The following is an 18,398-nucleotide window of genomic DNA, read 5'->3' as shown; positions in this document are numbered from 1 at the left end:
TCGTCCGGGTGACCGGACGGCTCCGGCCCGTCGTCGGTCAGGCGGCCGGACCGGCGTCCAGCATCGCACCGAGCCGGCTGGCGAGTCCCAGGTGGGCCGAGCGGGCCTGCGCGAAGGCGTACCCGAACAGCGGCGCCGGCGCGGCGAGGGTGATCTCCACGTCGATGCGGACACCGTCCGGCTCGGGCCCGAGCCGGGTGTGGTTGCGGACGATCGTCGCCGGCCACTGCCGGGCGACCGTCACCACCTCGTCGGAGGTGGCGACCAGCACGTCGGCGCGGTAGGTGACCGGGAGACGCAGCCGCCCGACCGCGAGCCGGTCGGTGATCGCGTAGCTGGCGCGGGCACCGGGACGGGGCCTGAGCCGACGGACCCGGACGATCAACGGGTGCAGCTCCACCTGCCGGAGTGGGTCGGCGAGCAACTCGGCGGCGACCGCGGGCGCGCAGCGCGCCTGGACGGTGTAGCTGAAGGAATCCCGCCTGAGCACGCCGTCTCCCCACCGTCGTCGCCTCGCCCGATCGTCGTCCACCCGCCCGCACGCTGGCAACGTCCGACCGGACACCGCGCGGACACCGGGTATTCACCCACCCGCCCGACTACCGTCAGCTGATGGGGTACGACGGATCGTGGCGGACGACCGGGGCGGGGAGGCGGTGCCCGTGAGTGAGCATGTGATGGTCTTCGCGCCGACGCCGCGGCTCACGGTGACGGTCGACCAACCGAGCGAGGCGCCCGAGCTGCACCTGCACCCGGGTGGGCAGGGCGTCTGGCAGGCGCGCATGATCATGTCGCTCGGGGTCGACGTGGTGCTCTGCACGGCGCTCGGTGGTGAGATCGGCCAGGTGCTGGAACCGCTGCTGGTCAGCGAGGGGGTCGACCTCAAGGTGGTGGTCCGCGACTCCGGCGGGAGCGGTGGGTACGTGCACGACCGGCGCGAGGGCGCCCGCCGGGAGGTCGTGGACGTGCCGGGCGGGGCGCTCGGCCGGCACGAGCTGGACGAGCTGTACAACCTGGCGCTCGGCGAGGGGCTCCGCGCGCCGGTCAGCGTGCTGAGTGGACCCCACGAGCCGCACCTCGTCCCGGCCGAGCTGTACCGGCGCTTCGCAGCCGACCTGCGGGCCAACGGCGGCAAGGTGGTCGTCGACCTGGCCGGCGAGCACCTGGCCGCCGTGCTGGACAGCGGCGTGTTCTTCCTCAAGGTGAGCCACGAGGAGCTGATCGCCGACGGCCGGGCCGCCGGCGACGACGAGGACCAGCTCGCCCGGGCGATGTACGACCTGCACGCCGGCGGCGCGGAGAACGTGGTGGTGAGCCGCGCCGACAAGCCGGCGCTCGCCCTGGTCGACGGCGAGGTGTTCGAGGTGGAGATGCCCCGCCTCCAGGCCGCCGACCCGCGCGGGGCGGGCGACTCGATGACCGCCGGGGTGGCCGCCGTGGTGGCCCGGGGCGGCGACATCCGGACGGCGGTCCGCACCGGGGCCGCGGCGGGAGCGTTGAACGTGACCCGGCACGGCCTCGGCACCGGCCGGCTCGACTCGATCACCGGCCTGGTGGACCGGGTCCGGCTCGTGCCGGCGGGCGGCCGCCCGCAGGAGCGTACGACCCCGGACGAGCTGGCGGACCGGGCGGCCGAGCGATGACCGTGCGGGTCCTCATCACCAACGACGACGGGATCGCCGCGCCCGGCATCGCGGCGCTGGCCCGGGCCGCCGTCGACCGGGGCCTCGACGTCGTGGTGGCCGCGCCCCGGGAGGAGGCGAGCGGCACGAGCGCGGCGATGACCGCCGTGGAGCGGGGCGGTCACGTGGTCGTCGATCCGCACCCGCTGCCCGGGCTCGACGGAGTGCCGGCGTACGGGGTGGGCGGCTCGCCCGGCTTCATCGCGCTGATCGCAGTGCACGGGGCGTTCGGGCCGCCGCCGTCGGTCGTGCTCTCCGGCGTCAACCGGGGCGCCAACGCCGGCCGTGCCGTGCTGCACTCGGGGACGGTGGGTGCCGCGTTCACCGCCGCCGCCAACGGCTGCCGGGCGATGGCCGTGTCCCTGGACGTGCTCTCCGCCGGCGAGGCCACCGCGGTCAGCGGCGGCGCGGCGGTGGCGGCGGCCGCCCGGGTCCGCGACGCCGAGCGGCACTGGTCGACCGCCGCGCACGTGGCCCTGGACCTGCTGCCCCGGCTGACGGCCGGGCCGGTGGAGAGCGTGCTCAACGTCAACGCCCCGGACGTGCCGCGCGCCCGGCTGCGCGGGGTCCGCCGGGGCCGGCTGGCGAGCTTCGGTCAGGTGCAGATGACGGTGGCCGAGGCGGGGCACGGCTTCGTGCGGACGGCGCTGGAGGAGCCGGGCGAGGCGGCCCAGGCGGGCACCGACGTGGCACTGCTCGCCGAGGGGTACGCGTCGGTGACGGCGGTCCGGGCGGTCACCGAGGTGACCGACGTCGACCTCACCGGGCTCGACCCGACAGCCTCTTAGGCGCCCGGGAGGACCTCTGGGGCCGTGGCGCCCGCGTAGTAGGGCTCGGGAGCGCCGAAGAGCCCGAGCAGGCCGGTGACCCAGAGCTGCCGGTGCACGAAACGGCTCGGCTCGGTGACCACGAGCTTGACGCCGCTCACCTCGGCGGTCTGGAAGCCGGCCACCATCGCGCTGATGCCGACGGAGTCGATGAAGGTCACCAGCCGCATGTTCAGCTCGATGCGGGTCGGACGCCCCTTGGCCAGGACCTCGGCGATCGCCTCGCGCACCTCGTACGCGGTGTCTACGTCGATCTCGCCGCGCGGCGCGATCTCGACGACACCCCCGGGCAGAACCGACTTCACGATCGACAGGCTCACGCGAGCACCTCCACTCGCCCGTCCGACGGGCGCCTCATCAGTACGCGGGCCGCGACCGAGAGTATTCCTCCGACGCCCTCGGTCGCCACCCCTCGGGATGAGCAATTCTTGTGGTCCGGGGGGTCAAGTCGGCTATGTCCGGACATTTTACCTTCTGTTTCCCCAACCATCAGCGGTCGCTGACGGTCGCCGACCAGGGTAGCGGGCTTCGGCCAGTCCGGCCGCAACCCGACCTCCCGGGCGTGCCCGGGAGGTGCGCGGCCGGCGGGTCGGCGCGTTTGCCTCGTGGGGTTGTCCCCGGTGCCTTGGGCCGGTGTCAAAGTCCTCGGTCGAGCCGAGGCGGCCCGCCGCAGGCCGGCCAGGGGCTTTGACACAGGCCCTAGCATCGGCGGGCAGGACGGTACCGCGACGGAGAGGACGATCGATGATCCGAAGACTTGCCGCGCTGGCCGGGGTCGGCGCGCTACTCGCCCTCATGCTGGCCTGCGGCTTCGGCGGCGGGGGCGACGACGACGATGACGACGACGACGACTTCGCGCACGGCGTGGCAGCGGTGGTCGTCCTCCGCTGACGCCGGTTTGCGGCGCCCCGTCCCGGGGCAATGCCGGACGAAGAGGACCGCGACACGCCGGAGAGACGCCAGGTCCGAAGTGGCCGCCGGCTTCGGCACCCCGAGGAGGTAGACATGTTCGGAACCAAGCTGCTGGAGCGGCGTGGCAGGCCGGAGCGGATCGCGGATCAGGCGTGGCAGCACCTGGTCTCGGCGGTCAGCTCCGCGGGGGACAGCGTCCGTGACACCGCCCGTTCCGCCCGCCGCGGCGGCACCGACCTGGCCGACGACGCCACCGATCTGGTCGGCACGGCGGCCGAGGAGGCCCGGCGCCGGGCCACCCTGGCCTTCGACGCCCTCGCCGGCCGGCGGCCGGCTCTGCCGTGGACCCTGGTGATCAGCGCCGCCCTGGTCGGGGCGGCGATCGGCTGGGCCGCCGGCACCGCGGCGCGTGCGGTGGGCCGCTCCGACCGGTCGGTCGACGACATCGAGTTCGTCGACGTGGACCGGCCCAACTCCCCCGCCAACCTGGACGGCTGACACAGACGAGGGCGGGCCCCGGACGACGTTGTCGTCCGGGGCCCGCCCTTACCTGGCGCCCGCATCTCCCCCGCGATCATGGAGTCGTGGTGGGACGAACTGCTCCGACCGGAGCTGCCCTGGCTCCGGTGATCGGGGAGACTGCTCCCGGCACCGAGGAACGCGCTCACCGTCTGTCTATAGAAGCGCTCCCAGACACGCCCTCACCCGCCTCGGGCGAGGGTGCCTCACCCACGGCCCGGACAGGATCGTTCCGGACGGGCGCGCGCCTGCCACCGAGGAGGGAGCCACGATGACTGTCGCGACTGTCAGCCGCACCGACCAGGACATCCAGGCCGCCGTGCTCGACGAGCTGACCTTCGAGCCCCGGGTACGGCCGCACGAGATCGGCGTGACCGTGTCCGAGGGCGTGGTGACCCTGACCGGCCGGGTGGACAGCTATGCCCGCAAGTGGGCGGCCGAGCGCGCCGCGCACCGGGTACCCCGCGTCCGGGCCGTCGCCAACGACCTCACCGTGCAGATCGGCACCGGCGCCGAGCGCCCCGATCCGGACCTCGCGGCCGCGGTCACGCACGCCTTGGAGTGGAACGCGTTCGTGCCGGTGGAGCGGATCGACGTGAGCGTGTCGGACGGCTGGGTCACGCTGCATGGCGAGGTGGCCTGGGAGTACCAGCGCCGGGCCGCCGAACGAGCGGTCGCCCGCCTGACCGGCGTCGGCGGGGTGAGCAACGGCCTCTCCGTCCGCCCGGCCGCCCGCCCCGACGGGCACCGGCTCGCCGAGCGGATCGTCGACGCGCTCGCCCGCAACCGGGCCACCGAGGCGGAGCGGATCACGGTCCGCGTGCACGGCGACACCGTCGTGCTCCGCGGGCTGGTCCACTCGATGCCCGAGCGGACCGAGGTGGAGCGGATCGTCTGGTCGGCGCCCGGCGTCCGGGAGGTCCAGAACCACGTCGCCGTCGCCCCGGTGCTGCGGTGACGCCACCCCGGCCCCGCGGGTCGGCCGGCGGCGAACCACCCGGCCCGGGTGAGCCACCTTCACCCCGGCGCGGGCGAACGTGGGAGTCATGACTGATCCGAACGGGCTCCGACCCGGGTGCCCGGCACCCGGGTCGACCCTGCGGGTACGGCGCCGTCGCTCGGATCAGCGGGGGGTGGCGCGATGACCACACCGCTTCAGGTCACCGCCCGCCTGCGCACTCCGGTGACCGAGACGGACCACGTGCGGGGACCGGCGGACGCGCCCGTGACGATCGTCGAGTACGGGGACTTCCAGTGCCCGTTCTGCGGGGCCGCGTACCCGAACCTCGCCGAACTGCTCCGCCAGCGGGCCGACACGGTCCGGCTGGTCTACCGGCACTTCCCGATCGCCAACGTGCACCCGTACGCGGAGAGCGCCGCCGAGGCGAGCGAGGCCGCCGCCGTACGCGGGCGGTTCTGGGAGCTGCACGACTGGCTCTACGAGCACCAGGACCAGCTCGACCCGGTGCACCTGTCGCTCGGCGTCGAGCAGATCGGGCTGCCCGCCGACGAGATCGGCGCCGAGGTGGGCCGCCGGGCCCACGGCGACCGGGTGCGGCGCCACTTCGTCGGCGGCATCCACAGCGGCGTGGACGCCACCCCGACGCTGTTCGTCAACGACGTCCGCCACGACGGCGGCTACGACCTCGCGGACCTGCTCGCCGCCGTCGACGGCGCCGCGCCCCCGTGACCGGCGGACGACCCGCCCACGTCCCGCACGTCGCGCGGACACCGCGACGGGCGGGACGTCGTGTCGATCAAGGGCCCGTCAGATCAGCCGCAGGTCCCGGGCGCGCCGCACCGCCTCCCGGCGGCGGCTGGCGTCGAGCTTGCGGTAGATGTTGCGTACGTGCGTCTTCACCGTGTTGACCGACAGGGACAGTTCGGCGGCGATCTCCACGTTGGACAGAATGCTCTGCAGGTACCGCAGGATGGTCAGCTCGCGCTCGGTGAGCGGCTCGTCGAGCGCCGCCGGACCGGCCTCGGCCGGCGAACGCTCCACCGGCTCGTCGGCCCCACGCACCAGGTCGCTGACCGTCGGCCAGTGTGCCGTCCCGGTGTCCAGATGTGCCGCGAGCAGGTCACGCACGCCGGGTTCCGCACGGGTGAACGGCCGGCGGATGCCCTCCGGTCCGGCCAGGTCGAGAGCCTGCTCCAGCACCCGCCGGGCCCGCCGTTCGTCGCCCGCACGGCCGGCGAGCACCGCCTCCAGCACGGCGGCGTCCAGGCGTACGGGCAGTGGCCAGCCGTCCGCCTCCGGGGCCGGCCAGTCGGGCAGGACGGCCTGGGCGGCACGGTCGTCGCCGGCCCGCAGTTCGACCCGGGCGCGACCGACTGCCAGGGCGGGGTCTCCGTCGTCGCCCAACAGGTCCCGCGCGGTGTCCAGGTCGCCCCGCGCCCCGCGCAGGTCCGCCTCGGCGGCCACCAGCCACCGGTCCAGCTCGCCGCCCCCGGGGCGCCCGGCCAGCCGTTCCCGCGCAGTGGCGAGCGCCCGGTGCCCGGCCGCCAGGTCGCCGGCGTCCCGGAGGAGGTACGCGCGGCACAGCGCGGCCACCGCCCCCGCCTCGGGTTCCCAGGTCGCCGGTTCCGCCAGCGCCAGATTCGCCTCCGCCTCCTCGGGCTGGTCGCGGTGCAGCGCCACGACGGCCAGCGCCAGGTACGCGTACCCGGAGTCGGTCCGGCCGGACCACCCCTGGCACGGCGGCAGGGCGAGCGCCCCCCGAGCCAGTTCCTCGGCCTCCCGCAGCGCCCCGCGCACGGCGTACAGCAGCGCCACCCGGCTGGCGCCGACCAGCTCGGTCCGCGTCCGGCCCGCCGCCCGGGCCGCTGCCAGCGCGGCGCCGAGATGTGACTCGGCACGGCGCAGGTCGCCGTCGGCGAGGTCGGCCAGACCGAGCGCCGTGCCGGCCGCCGCCCGCACGTCGGCGTCCTCGGCGGCCGCTCCGCGCGGCTCGGCGGGCGGGGCGGGCGCGGCGAGCAGCCGGTCGACCGACGGCGTCCCGGCCGACGGCGTGCCGCCCGGCGGCGGCACCGGGCCGGCACCGCTCGGCGGAGGCTCGGGCGCCCCGGCGGTACCTGGCGTACCGGCCGGGACCACCGGGCGGGTGGCGAGCAGGCGGGCGGCGGCGTCGCGTACCGCCGGGAGGTCGCCGGAGAGGCGTGCCACCGCGAGTTCGACCGCGGTGGCCAGCCGGGCGAAGCGCTCCCGGCGGGGCGCGGGCAGCGACCGGCCCGCCTCGGCGGCGGATCGCAGGTACCCGGCGGCGGCCGGCGCGTCCCCGGCATGGGCACGCTCGGCGGCGCAGGCCAACGCCAGCTCCGGATCGGCCGCCAGGACCTCGACGGGCGGGGGCTCGGGCGCCGGCCTGGTCAAACCCTCGTGGTCGTACGGGGCCAGCTCGGGCCAGCTCGTCACGAACAGCTCGGTGGCCCGGGCCCAGTCGGCGCCGGCCAGCGCGTGGCGCAGCCCGTCGGCGGGCCGCCCGTTGTCGGCGTACCAGCCGGCGGCGCGCAGGTGCAGGTCCCGCTGCTCGTCGGCGGGCAGCCGGCTCAGCTCGGCCTGCAGCAGGTCGGCGAGCAGCGGATGGCACCGGTACCAGGGCGGGCGGCCGTCGTCCCGGCGCAACGGGCCCCCGTCGCCGGACAGGGTGGCCAGCGCCGCCTCCGCGTCGGGCCGGCCGGTGAGCGCGCCCGCGAGACCGGCGCAGACGGCGTCCGCCACCGCCGCACGGCGCAGCACTTCCCGGTCGCCGGGGTCCAGACCGGCGAGAACCTCCTCCCGCAGGTAGCTGGCCACGTCCGGCTGGTCGCCGCCGAACTGCTCGATCCACCGGGCCGGGTCGGGCTGGCCCCGCAGCCCGAGCGCGGCGAACCGGAGCGCCGCCGGCCAGCCGCCGGTCCGTTCCCGCAGCCGCCGTACGGCCGCCGCCGGAAGCACCGCCCCGTGCGCGGTGAGCAGGTCGGCGACCTCGTCGCCGGTAAACGCCAGCTCGTCCGGGCCGAGCTCGGTCAGCTCCCCGGCCAGCCGCCACCGGTGTACGGGGAGCGGCACCCCGGCCCGGGCGCCGACCACCAGCCGGAGCCGCTGCTCGGCGTGCCGGAGCAGGAACTCCAGCCCGCTGACCGCCGCCGGATCGGTGATGCGGTGCAGGTCGTCCAGCACCAGCAGCACCGGCCGCTCCCGGGCGGCGAGGGCCGCGGCCAGCAGTTCCAACTGGTCGGGGCGCGGAGACCGCTCGGGCACCGACGGCTCCGCCGGACCGTCGCCCGGGTCGGTGGCGTTCCGCAGGGCCGCCGCCACGTACGACCACAGGCGGTCGCCGTCGTCGCCGGCCTCCACCGACACCCACCCCAGGTCGGGAGGCTCCCGGCCCGGATCGGGACCGCCCGCGCCGAAGTCCCCCGCCGGGGCGCTGGTCGGCGGTGCGTCCCGGGCGCCGTCGGCGGCTCCGGTCACCGGCCCGCCCCGGACCGGATCCCGACCGGCCGTCCCGGCGGCCCGGAACCAGGACGCGAGCAGGGTCGTCTTGCCCCAGCCGGCCGGTGCGGCGACGAGGGTCAGCGGCACCCCGGTCCCCTCGTCCAACGCCCGCAGCAGCCGGGGCCGGAGCACCACCGGCTCGGGCAGCGCGGGTGGGCTCAGCCGGGAGGCCAGCACCGGCGCTCCCGGTCCCGTGACGACTGCGGTCTCCCGTCGGTCCTCCGGCACCCGGCCCCCACCCCCATGGACGTGTTCCACTCCCCCCCAGGCCGTGTCTCGACGGTTCCGGCGCGGCCGGGCCGGGACGTCGGGACATGGCAAGGTCCTGCGGCCGGCGGTTACCCGACGGACGGCGGTTCACCCCTTCGGGGGGAGCCCGCTTCACCCCGCCCCGGGCGAGTGTGGCGGTACGCGTGCGCCCGACGGGCGCCCGCCGCAGGTCGCCCGACGCGCGGATCGGGACGGGAGGAACAGGTGGGACGGATCGCCACGGTGGCCGGCAGCGCCCTCGCGGGCGCGGTGGTGGGGGCGCTGTCCGGCCGTGTGCTGCGGGGTCGCCGACGCCGCCGTCCGACCCGCGGGCCCGGCGTCCCCCGCCAGCCGGTGGGTGGCTGGCAGGTCGTCACGGTGGACCGGGCGCCCGGCGCGGTGCTGCCCGGCGGGCGGTGGCCGGAGCCCCTGCGCCGCCTCGGCGGCGCGATCCAGGTGGAGGTACGGCCGGCGCCCGGCTGCCGGGGCACCGAACTGGCCGCGCGACCCCGCCCCGGCGTCGCGCTCCCGGGGCTCGCCGCGCACGTCGTCGGCGACGATCCCGCCCGCACGGTCCGGGCCGCGCTGCGGCAGGCCAAGCAGCTCGCCGAGACGGGCGAGGTGCTGCGCGCCGACCGGGCGCCGATGGACCGGGGGCCCGCCGGATGAGGGCGCTGTGCTGGACGGGCGCCGACCAGGTGGCGGTACGGCAGGTGCCCGACCCGGAACTGCGCAACGGCCACGACGTGATCGTGCGGGTGCGGCAGAGCGCCACCTGCGGCGGTGACCTGCCGCTGCTGGCCGGGCGCACGCCGTACGTGTCCGTGGGGGACGTGCTGGGGCACGAGTTCCTCGGTGAGGTCGTCGAGGTGGGGCCGGAGGTGCGCCGGCACCGGGTCGGCGACCGGGTGGTGGTCAGCGCCTCGGTGGCCTGCGGCACCTGCTGGTACTGCCGGGGCGGGCTCCCGTCGTGCTGCGACAACGGCAACCCCGAGCCGGAGGTCAGTGAGGCGACGTACGGACACCCGGTGCCCGGTGCGTTCGGCCGGCCGCGCGCCACGGGCGGGTTCGCCGGCAGCCACGCCGAGTACGTGCGCGTCCCGTACGCCGACGTGGGCGCGTTCGGCGTTCCCGACGCGGTCAGCGACGACCGGGCGCTCTTCGCCTCGGACGCCGCCCCGGCCGGCTGGATGGCCGCCGACGTGGGCGGAGTACGCGCCGGCGACGTGGTGGCAGTGTGGGGCGCCGGGGCGGTCGGGCAGCTCACCGCCCGGGCCGCCGCGCTGCTCGGTGCGGACCGGGTCATCGTCGTCGACGACCAGGACGACCGGCTGCGGATGGCGGAGCGGCACAGCGGCGCGGACACCATCGACCCGCGCCACGCCGACGTCCCCGCCGAGCTGCGCGAGCGGACCGGCGGGCGGGGCCCGGACGTGTGCGTGGAGGCGGTCGGGCCGGCCTGGGACGGACGGATCCGGTCGTTGGCCGACCGGTTCACCGGCGGGGCGGAGCGGCCGCCGGCGGTCCGCGAGGCGGTGCACGCCTGCCGCAAGGGCGGCACGGTCGTGGTGCTGGGCGAGTTCGACGGGCACGTGGACGCCTTCCCGCTGGGCGCGGTCAGCGCCAAGGGGCTGTCGGTCCGGGGCGCACGGCAGCACGGGCAGCCCTACGTGCCGATGCTGCTGGAGCGGATGGCCCGCGACGAGCTGCGGACGGAGCACCTGGCCACCCACCGGTTGCCGCTGGAGCAGGGGGCGCACGGGTACGCGCTGTTCCGGGACCGGCGCGACGGCTGCGTGCGTACCGTGCTCAGCCCGGACCTGCCGCCGGGTGCCGCGTGAGCGAGCCGGGTGGCAGACTCGGCGGATGCGTGAGGAGCGGACGTACGACCTCGTCCTGTTCGGCGCCACCGGTTTCACCGGGGGCCTGACCGCCGAGTACCTGGCCCGGCACGCGCCGGCCGGGCTGCGCTGGGCGCTCGCCGGACGCAACCCCACCAAGCTCGCCGCCGTCCGGGAGCGGCTCGCCGCGATCGACCCGGAGCTGGCGGCGCTGCCCCTGCTCACCGCCGACGTCACCGATCCCGGGTCGCTGCGGGCGGTCGCCGAGAGCGCCCGGGTGGTCGCCACCACCGTCGGCCCGTACGTCCACCACGGCGAGCCCCTCGTGGCGGCGTGCGCCCAGGCGGGCACCGACTACCTGGACATCACCGGGGAACCGGAGTTCGTCGACCTGATGTACGTGCGGCACCACGCCGAGGCGGTCCGCACCGGGGCCCGCCTGGTGCACACCTGCGGGTTCGACTCGATCCCGTACGACCTGGGCGTCTGGTTCACCCTCAAGCACCTGCCGGCGGACGTGCCGGTCACCGTCGACGGCTTCGTTCGAGCGGGCGGACGGCCCTCCGCCGGCACGTACCACTCGGCGCTGACCGCGTTCTCCCGTACCGGTGAGATGAGCCGGGCCGCGAAGGCCCGCCGGGCGGTGGAGCCCCGCCCGGAGGGCCGGCGGGTCCGCGCGGTCCCGGGCCGGATCGCCCGCTCGCCGGAGCTGCGCATGTGGACGGTGCCGCTGCCGACCATCGACCCGCAGGTGGTGCGCCGCTCGGCCGCCGCCCGCCCGGAGTACGGCCCGGACTTCCGGTACCGCCACTTCGCGGCGGTGAAGCGGCTGCCCACCGTGCTGGCCGGCGTGGCCGGGCTGGGCGCCCTGGTCGGTCTCGTGAAGCTGCCGCCGACCCGGCGCTGGCTGCTCGGCCGGCGCTCCTCCGGCCAGGGCCCGAGCCCCGAGCAGCGGGCGCGCTCCTGGTTCCGGGTACGGTTCCTGGCCGAGGGCGGCGGGCGGCGGGTGCAGACCGAGGTGTCCGGCGGCGACCCCGGCTACGACGAGACCGCGAAGATGCTCGCCGAGTCGGCGCTCTGCCTCGCCCTGGACGACCTGCCCCCGACGTCCGGCCAGGTCACGCCGGTGACGGCCATGGGCGACGCGCTCCTGGACCGGCTCCAGAAAGCCGGAATCACGTTCCGCCTGCTGTGAAAGGAAGGGCCCCTTCTTAACGCCTCCGGTAGAGAAAGGGTCCCCTGTTAACAGCTTGACCCTCGACCTGCTTGAGGACACAGGATCCATTGCCGTGGAGAGTGAACTGCGCAGCATCGGCGAGCTGGCCCGGGCCAGCGGGCTGACCGTCAGTGCCCTGCGGTTCTACGACTCGGCCGGGGTGCTGGTCCCGGCCCGGGTCGACCCGGTGACCGGCTACCGCTGGTACACCGATGACCAGGTGCGTCCCGCCCGGCTGGTCGCCGGGCTGCGCCGGGTCGGCATGCCGGTGGCTCAGATCGCCGCGGCGGTGCGGTCCGAGCCGGCGTCCGCGCACCGGCTGCTGGACGCGCACCTGCGCCGCCTCGAGGACGGTCTCGCCGACGCCCGCCGCGAGCTCTCCCGGATCCGTACCCTCATCGATCCCGAGGAGCAGCCCATGACGACCCGCCTCACCCTGTCCCGCACCGACCTGGGCGCCGCCGTGGACGCGGTCCGCTTCGCCGTCGGCACCGATCCCGACGTGCCGGCGCTGACCGGTGTGCTCCTCGACGTGGAGCCCGGCGCGGTCACGCTGGTCGCCACCGACCGGCACCGGCTCGCCGTGGCCCGGGTCGGCGCGGACGTCGACGGCCCCGCCGTGCGCGAGATCGCCCCGGCCGACCTCGTCGACCGGGCGCGCGTCCTGCTCGACGGCTCCGGGGACGTGCGGCTGGCCGTCGGCGGCGGTGCCGTCACGGTCGAGGTCGCCGGTCGTACGCTCGAAGCCATCGCGCTGCCGTACGACTTCCCGGACCACCGGCGGCTGCTGCACGGCGGACTCGACCGGCCGGCGCACCGCGCGACCGTCGACGTGGCCGCCCTGCGCGCGGCCCTGACCGACGCGGACGCCCCCGTCGTCCACCGTGAGTACGCCGGCGCCCCGCTGCCGGTGAGCGTGCTGGGCCCCGACGGCCGGGGCGGGGTGCGGCTGTTCGGGGAGGACGAGCTGAGCGGTGCTGCCCTGCGCGTCGGGGTCAACGCCGACTACCTGCTTCAGGCCCTCGACGCGGGCGGCCGGGGCCAGCTCGTCCTGGAACTGGACGGCCCGATCACGCCCCTGGCGCTCCGCCGGCCCGACGACGTGGACGCCTTCTCGATCCTGATGCCGATCCGCCTCTGACCGACCCAACTCGCTACGCGCACTTTCCGGGAAGGAGTGGCTGTCCGCGCCGGGATGGGCACTCTTTCCGTGAAAGAGCGCGCGACGGGACGCGCGGGCGGGGGCCGGCTGCGAGACCGGGCCGGGGGCGGCCGAGGCGCGACGGTAGCATCTGGAGGTCCACCTGACGTCCGGACGGAGGCGTACGGAGCAGCATGCTCGACATGGAGTTGATCCGGAAGGATCGCGACGCGGTGGCGTCCGCGCTGGCCAAGCGGATGGACCCGGCGGAGGTGACCCGCGCGCTGGACGAGATCCAGCAGCTCGACCAGCAGCGGCGCAGCCTGATCACCGAGATCGACGGCGAGCGCCAGCGCCGCAAGGCCGAGGCCCGGGCGTACGCGGAGGCCAAGCGGGCCGGCCGCGAGCCCGAGGTCACCGCGCCGGAGGCCGGCCGTAAGCAGCTCTCCGAGCTGGAGGCCGAGCTGGACGAGGTGCAGTCGCGCCTGCGGGACCGGATGAGCGAGCTGCCCAACCTGCCCGCCGACGACGTGGTGCCCGGCGGCAAGGAGGCCAACCGGGTCGTCAAGACCTTCGGCGAGCCTCCGGCGATCGAGAAGGTCCGCGACCACGTCGAGCTGTCCCGGATGCTGGGCCTGGTCGACCACGAGCGGGGCGTCAAGCTGGGTGGCTCCGGCTTCTGGATGTACACCGGCCTGGGCGCCCGGCTGGAGTGGGCGCTGATCAACTGGCTGATCGAGCGCAACATCGAGGCCGGGTACGAGTTCCTGCTCCCGCCGCACCTCCTGCTGGACACCGCCGGGTTCGCCGCCGGGCAGTTCCCCAAGTTCTACGACGACGTCTACCACCTGGACCGGCAGTCCGCCCCGCGCGGGCAGTTCCTGCTGCCCACCGCGGAGACGGCGATCCTCGGGGCGTACCAGGACGAGATCCTGGAGACCGCGAAGCTGCCGCTGAAGGTGTTCGCGTACACGCCCTGCTACCGGCGGGAGGCGGCCGGCTCGCACTCCGACGAGCGGGGCACGGTCCGGGGCCACCAGTTCAACAAGGTGGAGATCTTCCAGTTCACCCTGCCGGAGCAGGCCGAGGCGGCGCACGAGGAGATGGTCGCCCAGGCGGAGAGCCTGGTCGAGGCCCTCGGTCTGCACTACCAGCGCAGCCTTCTCGCGGCCGGCGACGCCAGCGCCGCGATGAAGAAGACCCTCGACATCGAGGTGTGGATGCCGAGCACCGGCAAGTACAAGGAGGTGTCGTCGGTCTCCTGGGGCGGTGACTACCAGGCGCGGCGGGCGGCGATCCGCTACCGGGAGCCGGGCGGCAAGCAGACCCGCTTCGTGCACACGCTCAACGGCTCGGCGCTCGCCACCAGCCGCCTGTTGCCGGCGATCCTGGAGCAGTTCCAGCAGCCCGACGGCACCGTCCTGGTCCCCGAAGTCCTCCGCGACCGCCTGAACACCGACCGCCTCACCCCACGCTGACCCCGCGCTGACCCCGCTCACCCCGCGCTGACCCCGCTCTCCGCCGCGATCTTGCACTTGGTGCCCCGACGAAAGCCACCGAACGGGACAAACCAGGGGCCGAAAGTGCAAGATCGCGGGGGAACGGGGGACTTACGCCTTTGCGAGGGCGGCCAGGCGGCGCGTCAGGTCTTCGCCGTCGAGGAAGCCCTGGTGGGTTATCTTGCCGGTGCGGTCGAGGATGACGAACGTGCTCTGCTCGACCACCTCGAAGCGGCGCCACAGCGCGCCCGCCCGGTCGTCGAGCTGCGGCACCCCGGCCAGCTCGAACTCGGTGACGAAGTCCTTCATGGCCCGCTGCTGACCGAGGCCGGCGACGCCGACGACGGGCACGGTGTCGCGGTACTGCGGCGCCACCTCGGCGACCGTCCACGCCTGGCTCGCGCAGGTGGCGCACCAGGGCGCCCAGAACCACAGCACCACCGGCTTCCCGGCCAGGTCGGCGGCGTTGAAGGCCGCGCCGTCCAGGGTCTTCGCGGTGAACTTGAGCGTGTCCGGCACGGTGGCCGGCCGCGGCGCGGCGCTCGGTGAGGCCACCGAGGGCGAGCCCGTGGCGGAGGGGGTACCGGCTGCGGGGGTCGGGGACGCCGCGGCACCGGGCGCGACGGTCGCCGACGCGCCGCCGTCCCCGCCGCACGCGGCCGTGCCGAGCAGGGCGACCGCCGTCACGGCCGCCAGGACGGTACGCGGCAGCCTCCGCATCGGCGCCTCCCTTCGGTACGCGGTCACGACTCGGCCTTGGTCAACCGCAGGGCGAGTTCGGGGCAGACCTTGACCGCCTTGAGCGCCCCCTCGCGCAGCCACGTCGGCACGGGCGTGGGCGGGAAGGCGGGGTACCCGTTGCCGTCGAGGCGGATGAAGTCGGGCACGACGTGCGCGCAGAGCCCGTGCCCGTCGCAGCGGGACCAGTCCAGCATCAGCCGCTGCGGGTTCGGGTCGGGCGCTCCGGGGAGCCCCATCAGACCCTTGACCCGCTTGCCGCAGCCCTCGCCGGTGGCGTGCAGCCGCAGGTCCTCGGCGAAGACCTCCACCGCGGAGAGCGCGAACCGGGCCGTACCGTCGGGGTGGCTGCACGCCCCGCGGCCCTTGACGTCGCCGGCGGCGGCCCGGACGACCTCCACCGGGGCGCTGCCGGAGACCGCGAGGTCGACCGAGCGGGCCAGCTCCGGCAGGCCCATCTTGCAGGGCCCGCACTGGCCGGCGGACTCGCCGGCCAGGTAGCGGACGACCTGGGCGGCCTCGCCGAGCGGGCAGGTGTCCGGGCCGATGGGCACGATGATGCCGGCGCCGAGCGTGCCGCCGACGGCGGCGAGCCCCTTGCGGGAGATCTCGGCCCGGTCCGCCGCCTCCTGCGTGATCCACTTCCCGTGGTAGCCGCCCATCAGGATGCCCGGCCCGTCCGGCACCTCGCACAGGTCGAGGATCTCTCGCAGCGGCGTGCCGGCGGCGCACTCCACGACGGCCGGTCGCTTCGCCGCGCCGGTGACGGTGAGCAGCACGGTGCCGGGTTCGTCGTCGGTGCCGAGCGCCGCGTACTCGTACGGGCCGAGCCGGGCGGCGATCGCGAGCTGGGAGTACGTCTCGGCGTTGGAGAGCAGGGTGGGCAGGCCGCCGACACCCGAGTCGCTGGAGCGCTTCTTCGTGCCCGGCGGGATGTGCGGCAGGCCGTTGATCCCGTTGACCAGTGCCCCGCCCTCGCCGGAGATGAACCGGTGCGGCACGGTGACGACGCTCGTCGGCACCGGCATCCGCCGCTCCCCCAGCGCCTCCATCAGGGACTCCTGGCCCACGCCGTCGTCGGTCACCCCGATGATGATCTCGTCGGCGTCCAGTGCGTACGCGGCCAGCGCCGCGCCGTCGAGGATGAGGTGCGGGGCGCGGGTGAGCAGCACCTTGTCCTTCCAGCTGGTCGGCTCACCCTCGGTGGCGTTGACGACGACGATCGCCGACGCGTCCTGCCGTTCGCAGGACTCGAGCACGGCGCGCAGCTTCTTGGCAAACGGGAAGCCCGCCCCGCCCTTGCCCTTGAGCTGGATGCCCTCGGCGAGCCGCAGCAGGTTCGCCGGTTCCATCGGCCCGATCGGGCCGTGGACCTCCTCGTGGGCGAACAGGTCGAGCCGGCCGAACTCGGCGAAGCCGGCGGTCAGCCGGGGCTCGCCGACGCACGCGACGGGCGGCACGGTCGTCCGCATCACTTGGCCTCACCCCGCAGCCCGGCCCAGTACGCGGTGTCGACGGCGTCCGCGTTCGCCCGGCGCCGCCGCCGGCTGTCCTTGGCCTCCCGGCGGGCCCGCCGGGAGGCGAGGTCGACCAGGGTCGGGGTGTCGTCCGGGGGCAGCGGGACGTCCTCCGGGACGTACCGGGCCGGCGGCCGCCAGTAGTCCGCCTCCTCCGGCACGTCCTCCTCGGCGCTGTGCCGGCCGCCGCCGCTGCGCGGCGCGGACGAGATCGGGGTGCCGGAGACCGGGGTGCCGGAGACCGGCCCGCCGGAGATCGGCCCGGCCGACACGGGGCCCGCCGAGATCGGTCCGGCCGAGATCGGCGAGGTGGTCTCCCAGCGGCGCGGGCTGGTCCACGGCTCCTCCGGCTCGTCGAGGCGGCGCTGCACCGAGTACCGGGTGCCGGCGTCCACCTCGCCCCGGCTCCGCCGGGAGGGACGGGCCTCGTCGTCGTCGCGCCGGCGCCGGCCGGCCGGCTCCTCGTCGCGCCGGCGGGACCGCGACTCGTACTCGTACTCGTCCTCGCGGCGCCGGGCCGCCCGCTCCTCGTCGCGGCGGGCCACGACGGGCTCGCGTTCCTCGGTGCGCCGCCGGGACCGGGTGGGCGCGGGCTCCTCGGACCGGCGACGGGCGGGCCGCTCGCTGCGGCGGGCCGGCTCCAACTCGCGCTCGTCGCGGCGGCGGCTCGGTGCCGGCTCGCGCAGCGAACCGGGCTCCGGCACCACGGGCACCGTGAACCGCTCGGGGTCGCGGCGGCGGCTGCCGGGCGCGCTCCACGAGCCGGCGAGGGTGGTCTCGGACCAGGTCGACTCCCGCCCGCCCCGGGTCTCGCGCCGGTCGTCGCCGTCGCGCTTGCGGGCCAGCGTGCCGAGGAGATTACGGCCCTTGCCGTCCTCGGTCACCCGCGCGGTCATCGCCTTGTTCATCGCGGCGGCCTGGTGCTGCTCGCGGCTGCGCCGGCCCAGGTGCACGGAGAACCGGACCAGCAGCGCCAGCACCACGAGCAGCACGCAGGCGGCGTAGCTGAACACCACCCAGGACTTCGCGGGGCGGCCGGCGTTGAGGCCGTGGAAGATGGCGAACGGCCACGCGGCGTACGCGGCGGAGTGCAACGTCCGCCACAGCCACTTCGGACCGACGCCGGCGAAGCGGGCGCGGATGAGGCCGGTCCAGAGCACGCTCACCATGAGCAGCCCGGCGACCGTGCCGAGGCCGACGTAGAGCCCGCGTCCGCTGACGAACGGAATGATCGCGTCGGTGCTCCCGGCCCGTCCGGTGGCGATCTTGGTGATGACGTGGAAGACCAGCCCGGCGACGCCGAGGATGCCGGTCGCCCGGTGCGCGGACTGGAGCAGCACCCGGTGCCGGATCATCAGCACGAGGCGGTCGGTGGCGAGCAGCCCCAGCACCACGGTGAGGCTGAGCGACACCAGGGCGATCACCCCGGCGAAGAACTCGGTGAAGAAGAAGCCGTACGAGTACATCGCGCCGCCCACGCCGGTCAGCATGGTCATGGCCCACAACGCGGCGAGCGCGGAGACGGTCAACAGGACGAACGCGGACCGCGACGGGGTGCGTACGCCCCGGCTGGTGGTGCTGGTCCGGACGGTCGCTGCCTTCTGTTTCTGCTGTGCCGGGGCCATCTGCTCCTCGATCGTCTCGCGGTGGCGCGCCACCGGCCGACCCTGCTCCCTCCTCCAGTACGGACCGGCCGTGCCCCCGGATCATCGGTGGACCAAAAAATTCCCCGCGGGCCGTCGAACCGACCGGCCGCCCGGCGCGTGTAGGCGCCTCC

Annotated in this window: 17 protein-coding genes; 11 read left to right on the top strand and 6 right to left on the bottom strand. The window is 75.6% G+C overall.

What is annotated here, in order from left to right; translation table 11 throughout:
* Positions 1–37 precede the first annotated feature (37 nt).
* Positions 38–490 carry an SRPBCC family protein gene (locus ACTMS0_RS06500; protein ID WP_441154188.1) on the bottom strand — a complete coding sequence of 151 codons (453 nt, stop codon included), beginning with the start codon at positions 488–490 and terminating at the stop codon, positions 38–40.
* 172 nt (positions 491–662) lie between these two features.
* On the opposite strand from ACTMS0_RS06500, the gene ACTMS0_RS06495 reads away from it, so the two are divergent.
* Together ACTMS0_RS06495 and surE are read left to right on the top strand one after the other, a co-directional pair.
* Positions 663–1,643, top strand: a complete 981-nt coding sequence (locus ACTMS0_RS06495) for a 1-phosphofructokinase family hexose kinase (protein WP_441154187.1) — start codon at positions 663–665, stop codon at positions 1,641–1,643.
* Positions 1,640–2,470, top strand: a complete 831-nt coding sequence (gene surE, locus ACTMS0_RS06490) for a 5'/3'-nucleotidase SurE (protein ID WP_441154186.1) — start codon at positions 1,640–1,642, stop codon at positions 2,468–2,470. Before ACTMS0_RS06495 ends, surE begins: the two co-directional genes overlap by 4 nt.
* On the opposite strand, the gene ACTMS0_RS06485 is transcribed toward surE, so the two are convergent.
* Positions 2,467–2,829 (bottom strand): STAS domain-containing protein, encoded by a 363-nt coding sequence (locus ACTMS0_RS06485; protein WP_441154185.1) that lies wholly within the window; start codon positions 2,827–2,829, stop codon positions 2,467–2,469. The two genes, surE and ACTMS0_RS06485, sit on opposite strands and share 4 nt — an antisense overlap.
* Positions 2,830–3,253: 424 nt before the next feature.
* Here ACTMS0_RS06485 and ACTMS0_RS06480 point away from each other — a divergent pair, with 424 nt between their 5' ends.
* The 4 genes from ACTMS0_RS06480 to ACTMS0_RS06465 all read left to right on the top strand — a co-directional run bounded on the left by ACTMS0_RS06480 (position 3,254) and on the right by ACTMS0_RS06465 (position 5,630).
* Positions 3,254–3,400, top strand: a complete 147-nt coding sequence (locus tag ACTMS0_RS06480) for a hypothetical protein (RefSeq protein ID WP_441154184.1) — start codon at positions 3,254–3,256, stop codon at positions 3,398–3,400.
* A gap of 114 nt (positions 3,401–3,514) precedes the next feature.
* Positions 3,515–3,919, top strand: coding sequence for a hypothetical protein (locus ACTMS0_RS06475; RefSeq protein ID WP_441154183.1), 405 nt, complete (start codon positions 3,515–3,517; stop codon positions 3,917–3,919).
* A 292-nt stretch (positions 3,920–4,211) separates the two neighbouring features.
* Positions 4,212–4,898 (top strand): BON domain-containing protein, encoded by a 687-nt coding sequence (locus tag ACTMS0_RS06470; protein ID WP_441154182.1) that lies wholly within the window; start codon positions 4,212–4,214, stop codon positions 4,896–4,898.
* A 183-nt stretch (positions 4,899–5,081) separates the two neighbouring features.
* Positions 5,082–5,630, top strand: a complete 549-nt coding sequence (locus tag ACTMS0_RS06465) for a DsbA family protein (RefSeq protein ID WP_441154181.1) — start codon at positions 5,082–5,084, stop codon at positions 5,628–5,630.
* Positions 5,631–5,708: 78 nt separating this feature from the next.
* Here ACTMS0_RS06465 and ACTMS0_RS06460 read toward each other — a convergent pair whose 3' ends face one another.
* Complete coding sequence (locus ACTMS0_RS06460) at positions 5,709–8,648, bottom strand: LuxR C-terminal-related transcriptional regulator (protein WP_441154180.1); 2,940 nt, start codon at positions 8,646–8,648, stop codon at positions 5,709–5,711.
* Positions 8,649–8,912: 264 nt separating this feature from the next.
* On the opposite strand from ACTMS0_RS06460, the gene ACTMS0_RS06455 reads away from it, so the two are divergent.
* The 5 genes from ACTMS0_RS06455 to serS all read left to right on the top strand — a co-directional run bounded on the left by ACTMS0_RS06455 (position 8,913) and on the right by serS (position 14,345).
* A complete protein-coding gene (locus ACTMS0_RS06455) occupies positions 8,913–9,338 on the top strand; it encodes a hypothetical protein (protein WP_441154668.1) in 426 nt (141 codons plus the stop codon).
* Positions 9,335–10,510, top strand: coding sequence for a zinc-dependent alcohol dehydrogenase (locus ACTMS0_RS06450; RefSeq protein ID WP_441154179.1), 1,176 nt, complete (start codon positions 9,335–9,337; stop codon positions 10,508–10,510). Before ACTMS0_RS06455 ends, ACTMS0_RS06450 begins: the two co-directional genes overlap by 4 nt.
* A 25-nt stretch (positions 10,511–10,535) precedes the next feature.
* Complete coding sequence (locus ACTMS0_RS06445; RefSeq protein WP_441154178.1) at positions 10,536–11,705, top strand: saccharopine dehydrogenase family protein; 1,170 nt, start codon at positions 10,536–10,538, stop codon at positions 11,703–11,705.
* Between the two features lie 106 nt (positions 11,706–11,811).
* Entirely contained in the window at positions 11,812–12,867 is a 1,056-nt protein-coding gene (locus tag ACTMS0_RS06440; RefSeq protein WP_441154667.1) for a MerR family transcriptional regulator, read from the top strand.
* Between the two features lie 194 nt (positions 12,868–13,061).
* On the top strand, positions 13,062–14,345 hold the full coding sequence (gene serS, locus ACTMS0_RS06435; RefSeq protein ID WP_441154177.1) for a serine--tRNA ligase: 1,284 nt from the start codon (positions 13,062–13,064) through the stop codon (positions 14,343–14,345).
* Between the two features lie 132 nt (positions 14,346–14,477).
* On the opposite strand, the gene ACTMS0_RS06430 is transcribed toward serS, so the two are convergent.
* From ACTMS0_RS06430 to ACTMS0_RS06420, 3 genes are read right to left on the bottom strand one after another with little or no spacing between them, the layout of a single operon-like run.
* A complete protein-coding gene (locus tag ACTMS0_RS06430; protein WP_441154176.1) occupies positions 14,478–15,086 on the bottom strand; it encodes a redoxin domain-containing protein in 609 nt (202 codons plus the stop codon).
* Positions 15,087–15,109: 23 nt separating this feature from the next.
* Positions 15,110–16,579, bottom strand: a complete 1,470-nt coding sequence (locus tag ACTMS0_RS06425) for an NADH-ubiquinone oxidoreductase-F iron-sulfur binding region domain-containing protein (RefSeq protein ID WP_441154175.1) — start codon at positions 16,577–16,579, stop codon at positions 15,110–15,112.
* Positions 16,576–18,279: a hypothetical protein gene (locus ACTMS0_RS06420; RefSeq protein ID WP_441154174.1), complete on the bottom strand. Its 1,704-nt coding sequence runs from the start codon at positions 18,277–18,279 to the stop codon at positions 16,576–16,578. The genes ACTMS0_RS06425 and ACTMS0_RS06420 overlap by 4 nt, the downstream gene beginning before the upstream one ends.
* Positions 18,280–18,398 lie beyond the last annotated feature (119 nt).

Origin of the sequence: Micromonospora sp. H33, from assembly GCF_052068455.1 — a bacterium.
Lineage (GTDB): Bacteria > Actinomycetota > Actinomycetes > Mycobacteriales > Micromonosporaceae > Micromonospora.
This window is presented reverse-complemented; position numbering and strand designations above follow the sequence as displayed.

Excerpts from the sequence above, each read along its gene's own strand:
- surE (WP_441154186.1), top strand. The coding sequence starts at position 1,640 with ATGACCGTGCGGGTCCTCATCACCAACGACGACGGGATCGCCGCGCCC.
- ACTMS0_RS06480 (WP_441154184.1), top strand. The coding sequence starts at position 3,254 with ATGATCCGAAGACTTGCCGCGCTGGCCGGGGTCGGCGCGCTACTCGCC.
- ACTMS0_RS06475 (WP_441154183.1), top strand. The coding sequence starts at position 3,515 with ATGTTCGGAACCAAGCTGCTGGAGCGGCGTGGCAGGCCGGAGCGGATC.
- ACTMS0_RS06470 (WP_441154182.1), top strand. The coding sequence starts at position 4,212 with ATGACTGTCGCGACTGTCAGCCGCACCGACCAGGACATCCAGGCCGCC.
- ACTMS0_RS06465 (WP_441154181.1), top strand. The coding sequence starts at position 5,082 with ATGACCACACCGCTTCAGGTCACCGCCCGCCTGCGCACTCCGGTGACC.
- ACTMS0_RS06450 (WP_441154179.1), top strand. The coding sequence starts at position 9,335 with ATGAGGGCGCTGTGCTGGACGGGCGCCGACCAGGTGGCGGTACGGCAG.
- ACTMS0_RS06445 (WP_441154178.1), top strand. The coding sequence starts at position 10,536 with ATGCGTGAGGAGCGGACGTACGACCTCGTCCTGTTCGGCGCCACCGGT.
- serS (WP_441154177.1), top strand. The coding sequence starts at position 13,062 with ATGCTCGACATGGAGTTGATCCGGAAGGATCGCGACGCGGTGGCGTCC.
- ACTMS0_RS06430 (WP_441154176.1), bottom strand. The coding sequence starts at position 15,086 with ATGCGGAGGCTGCCGCGTACCGTCCTGGCGGCCGTGACGGCGGTCGCC.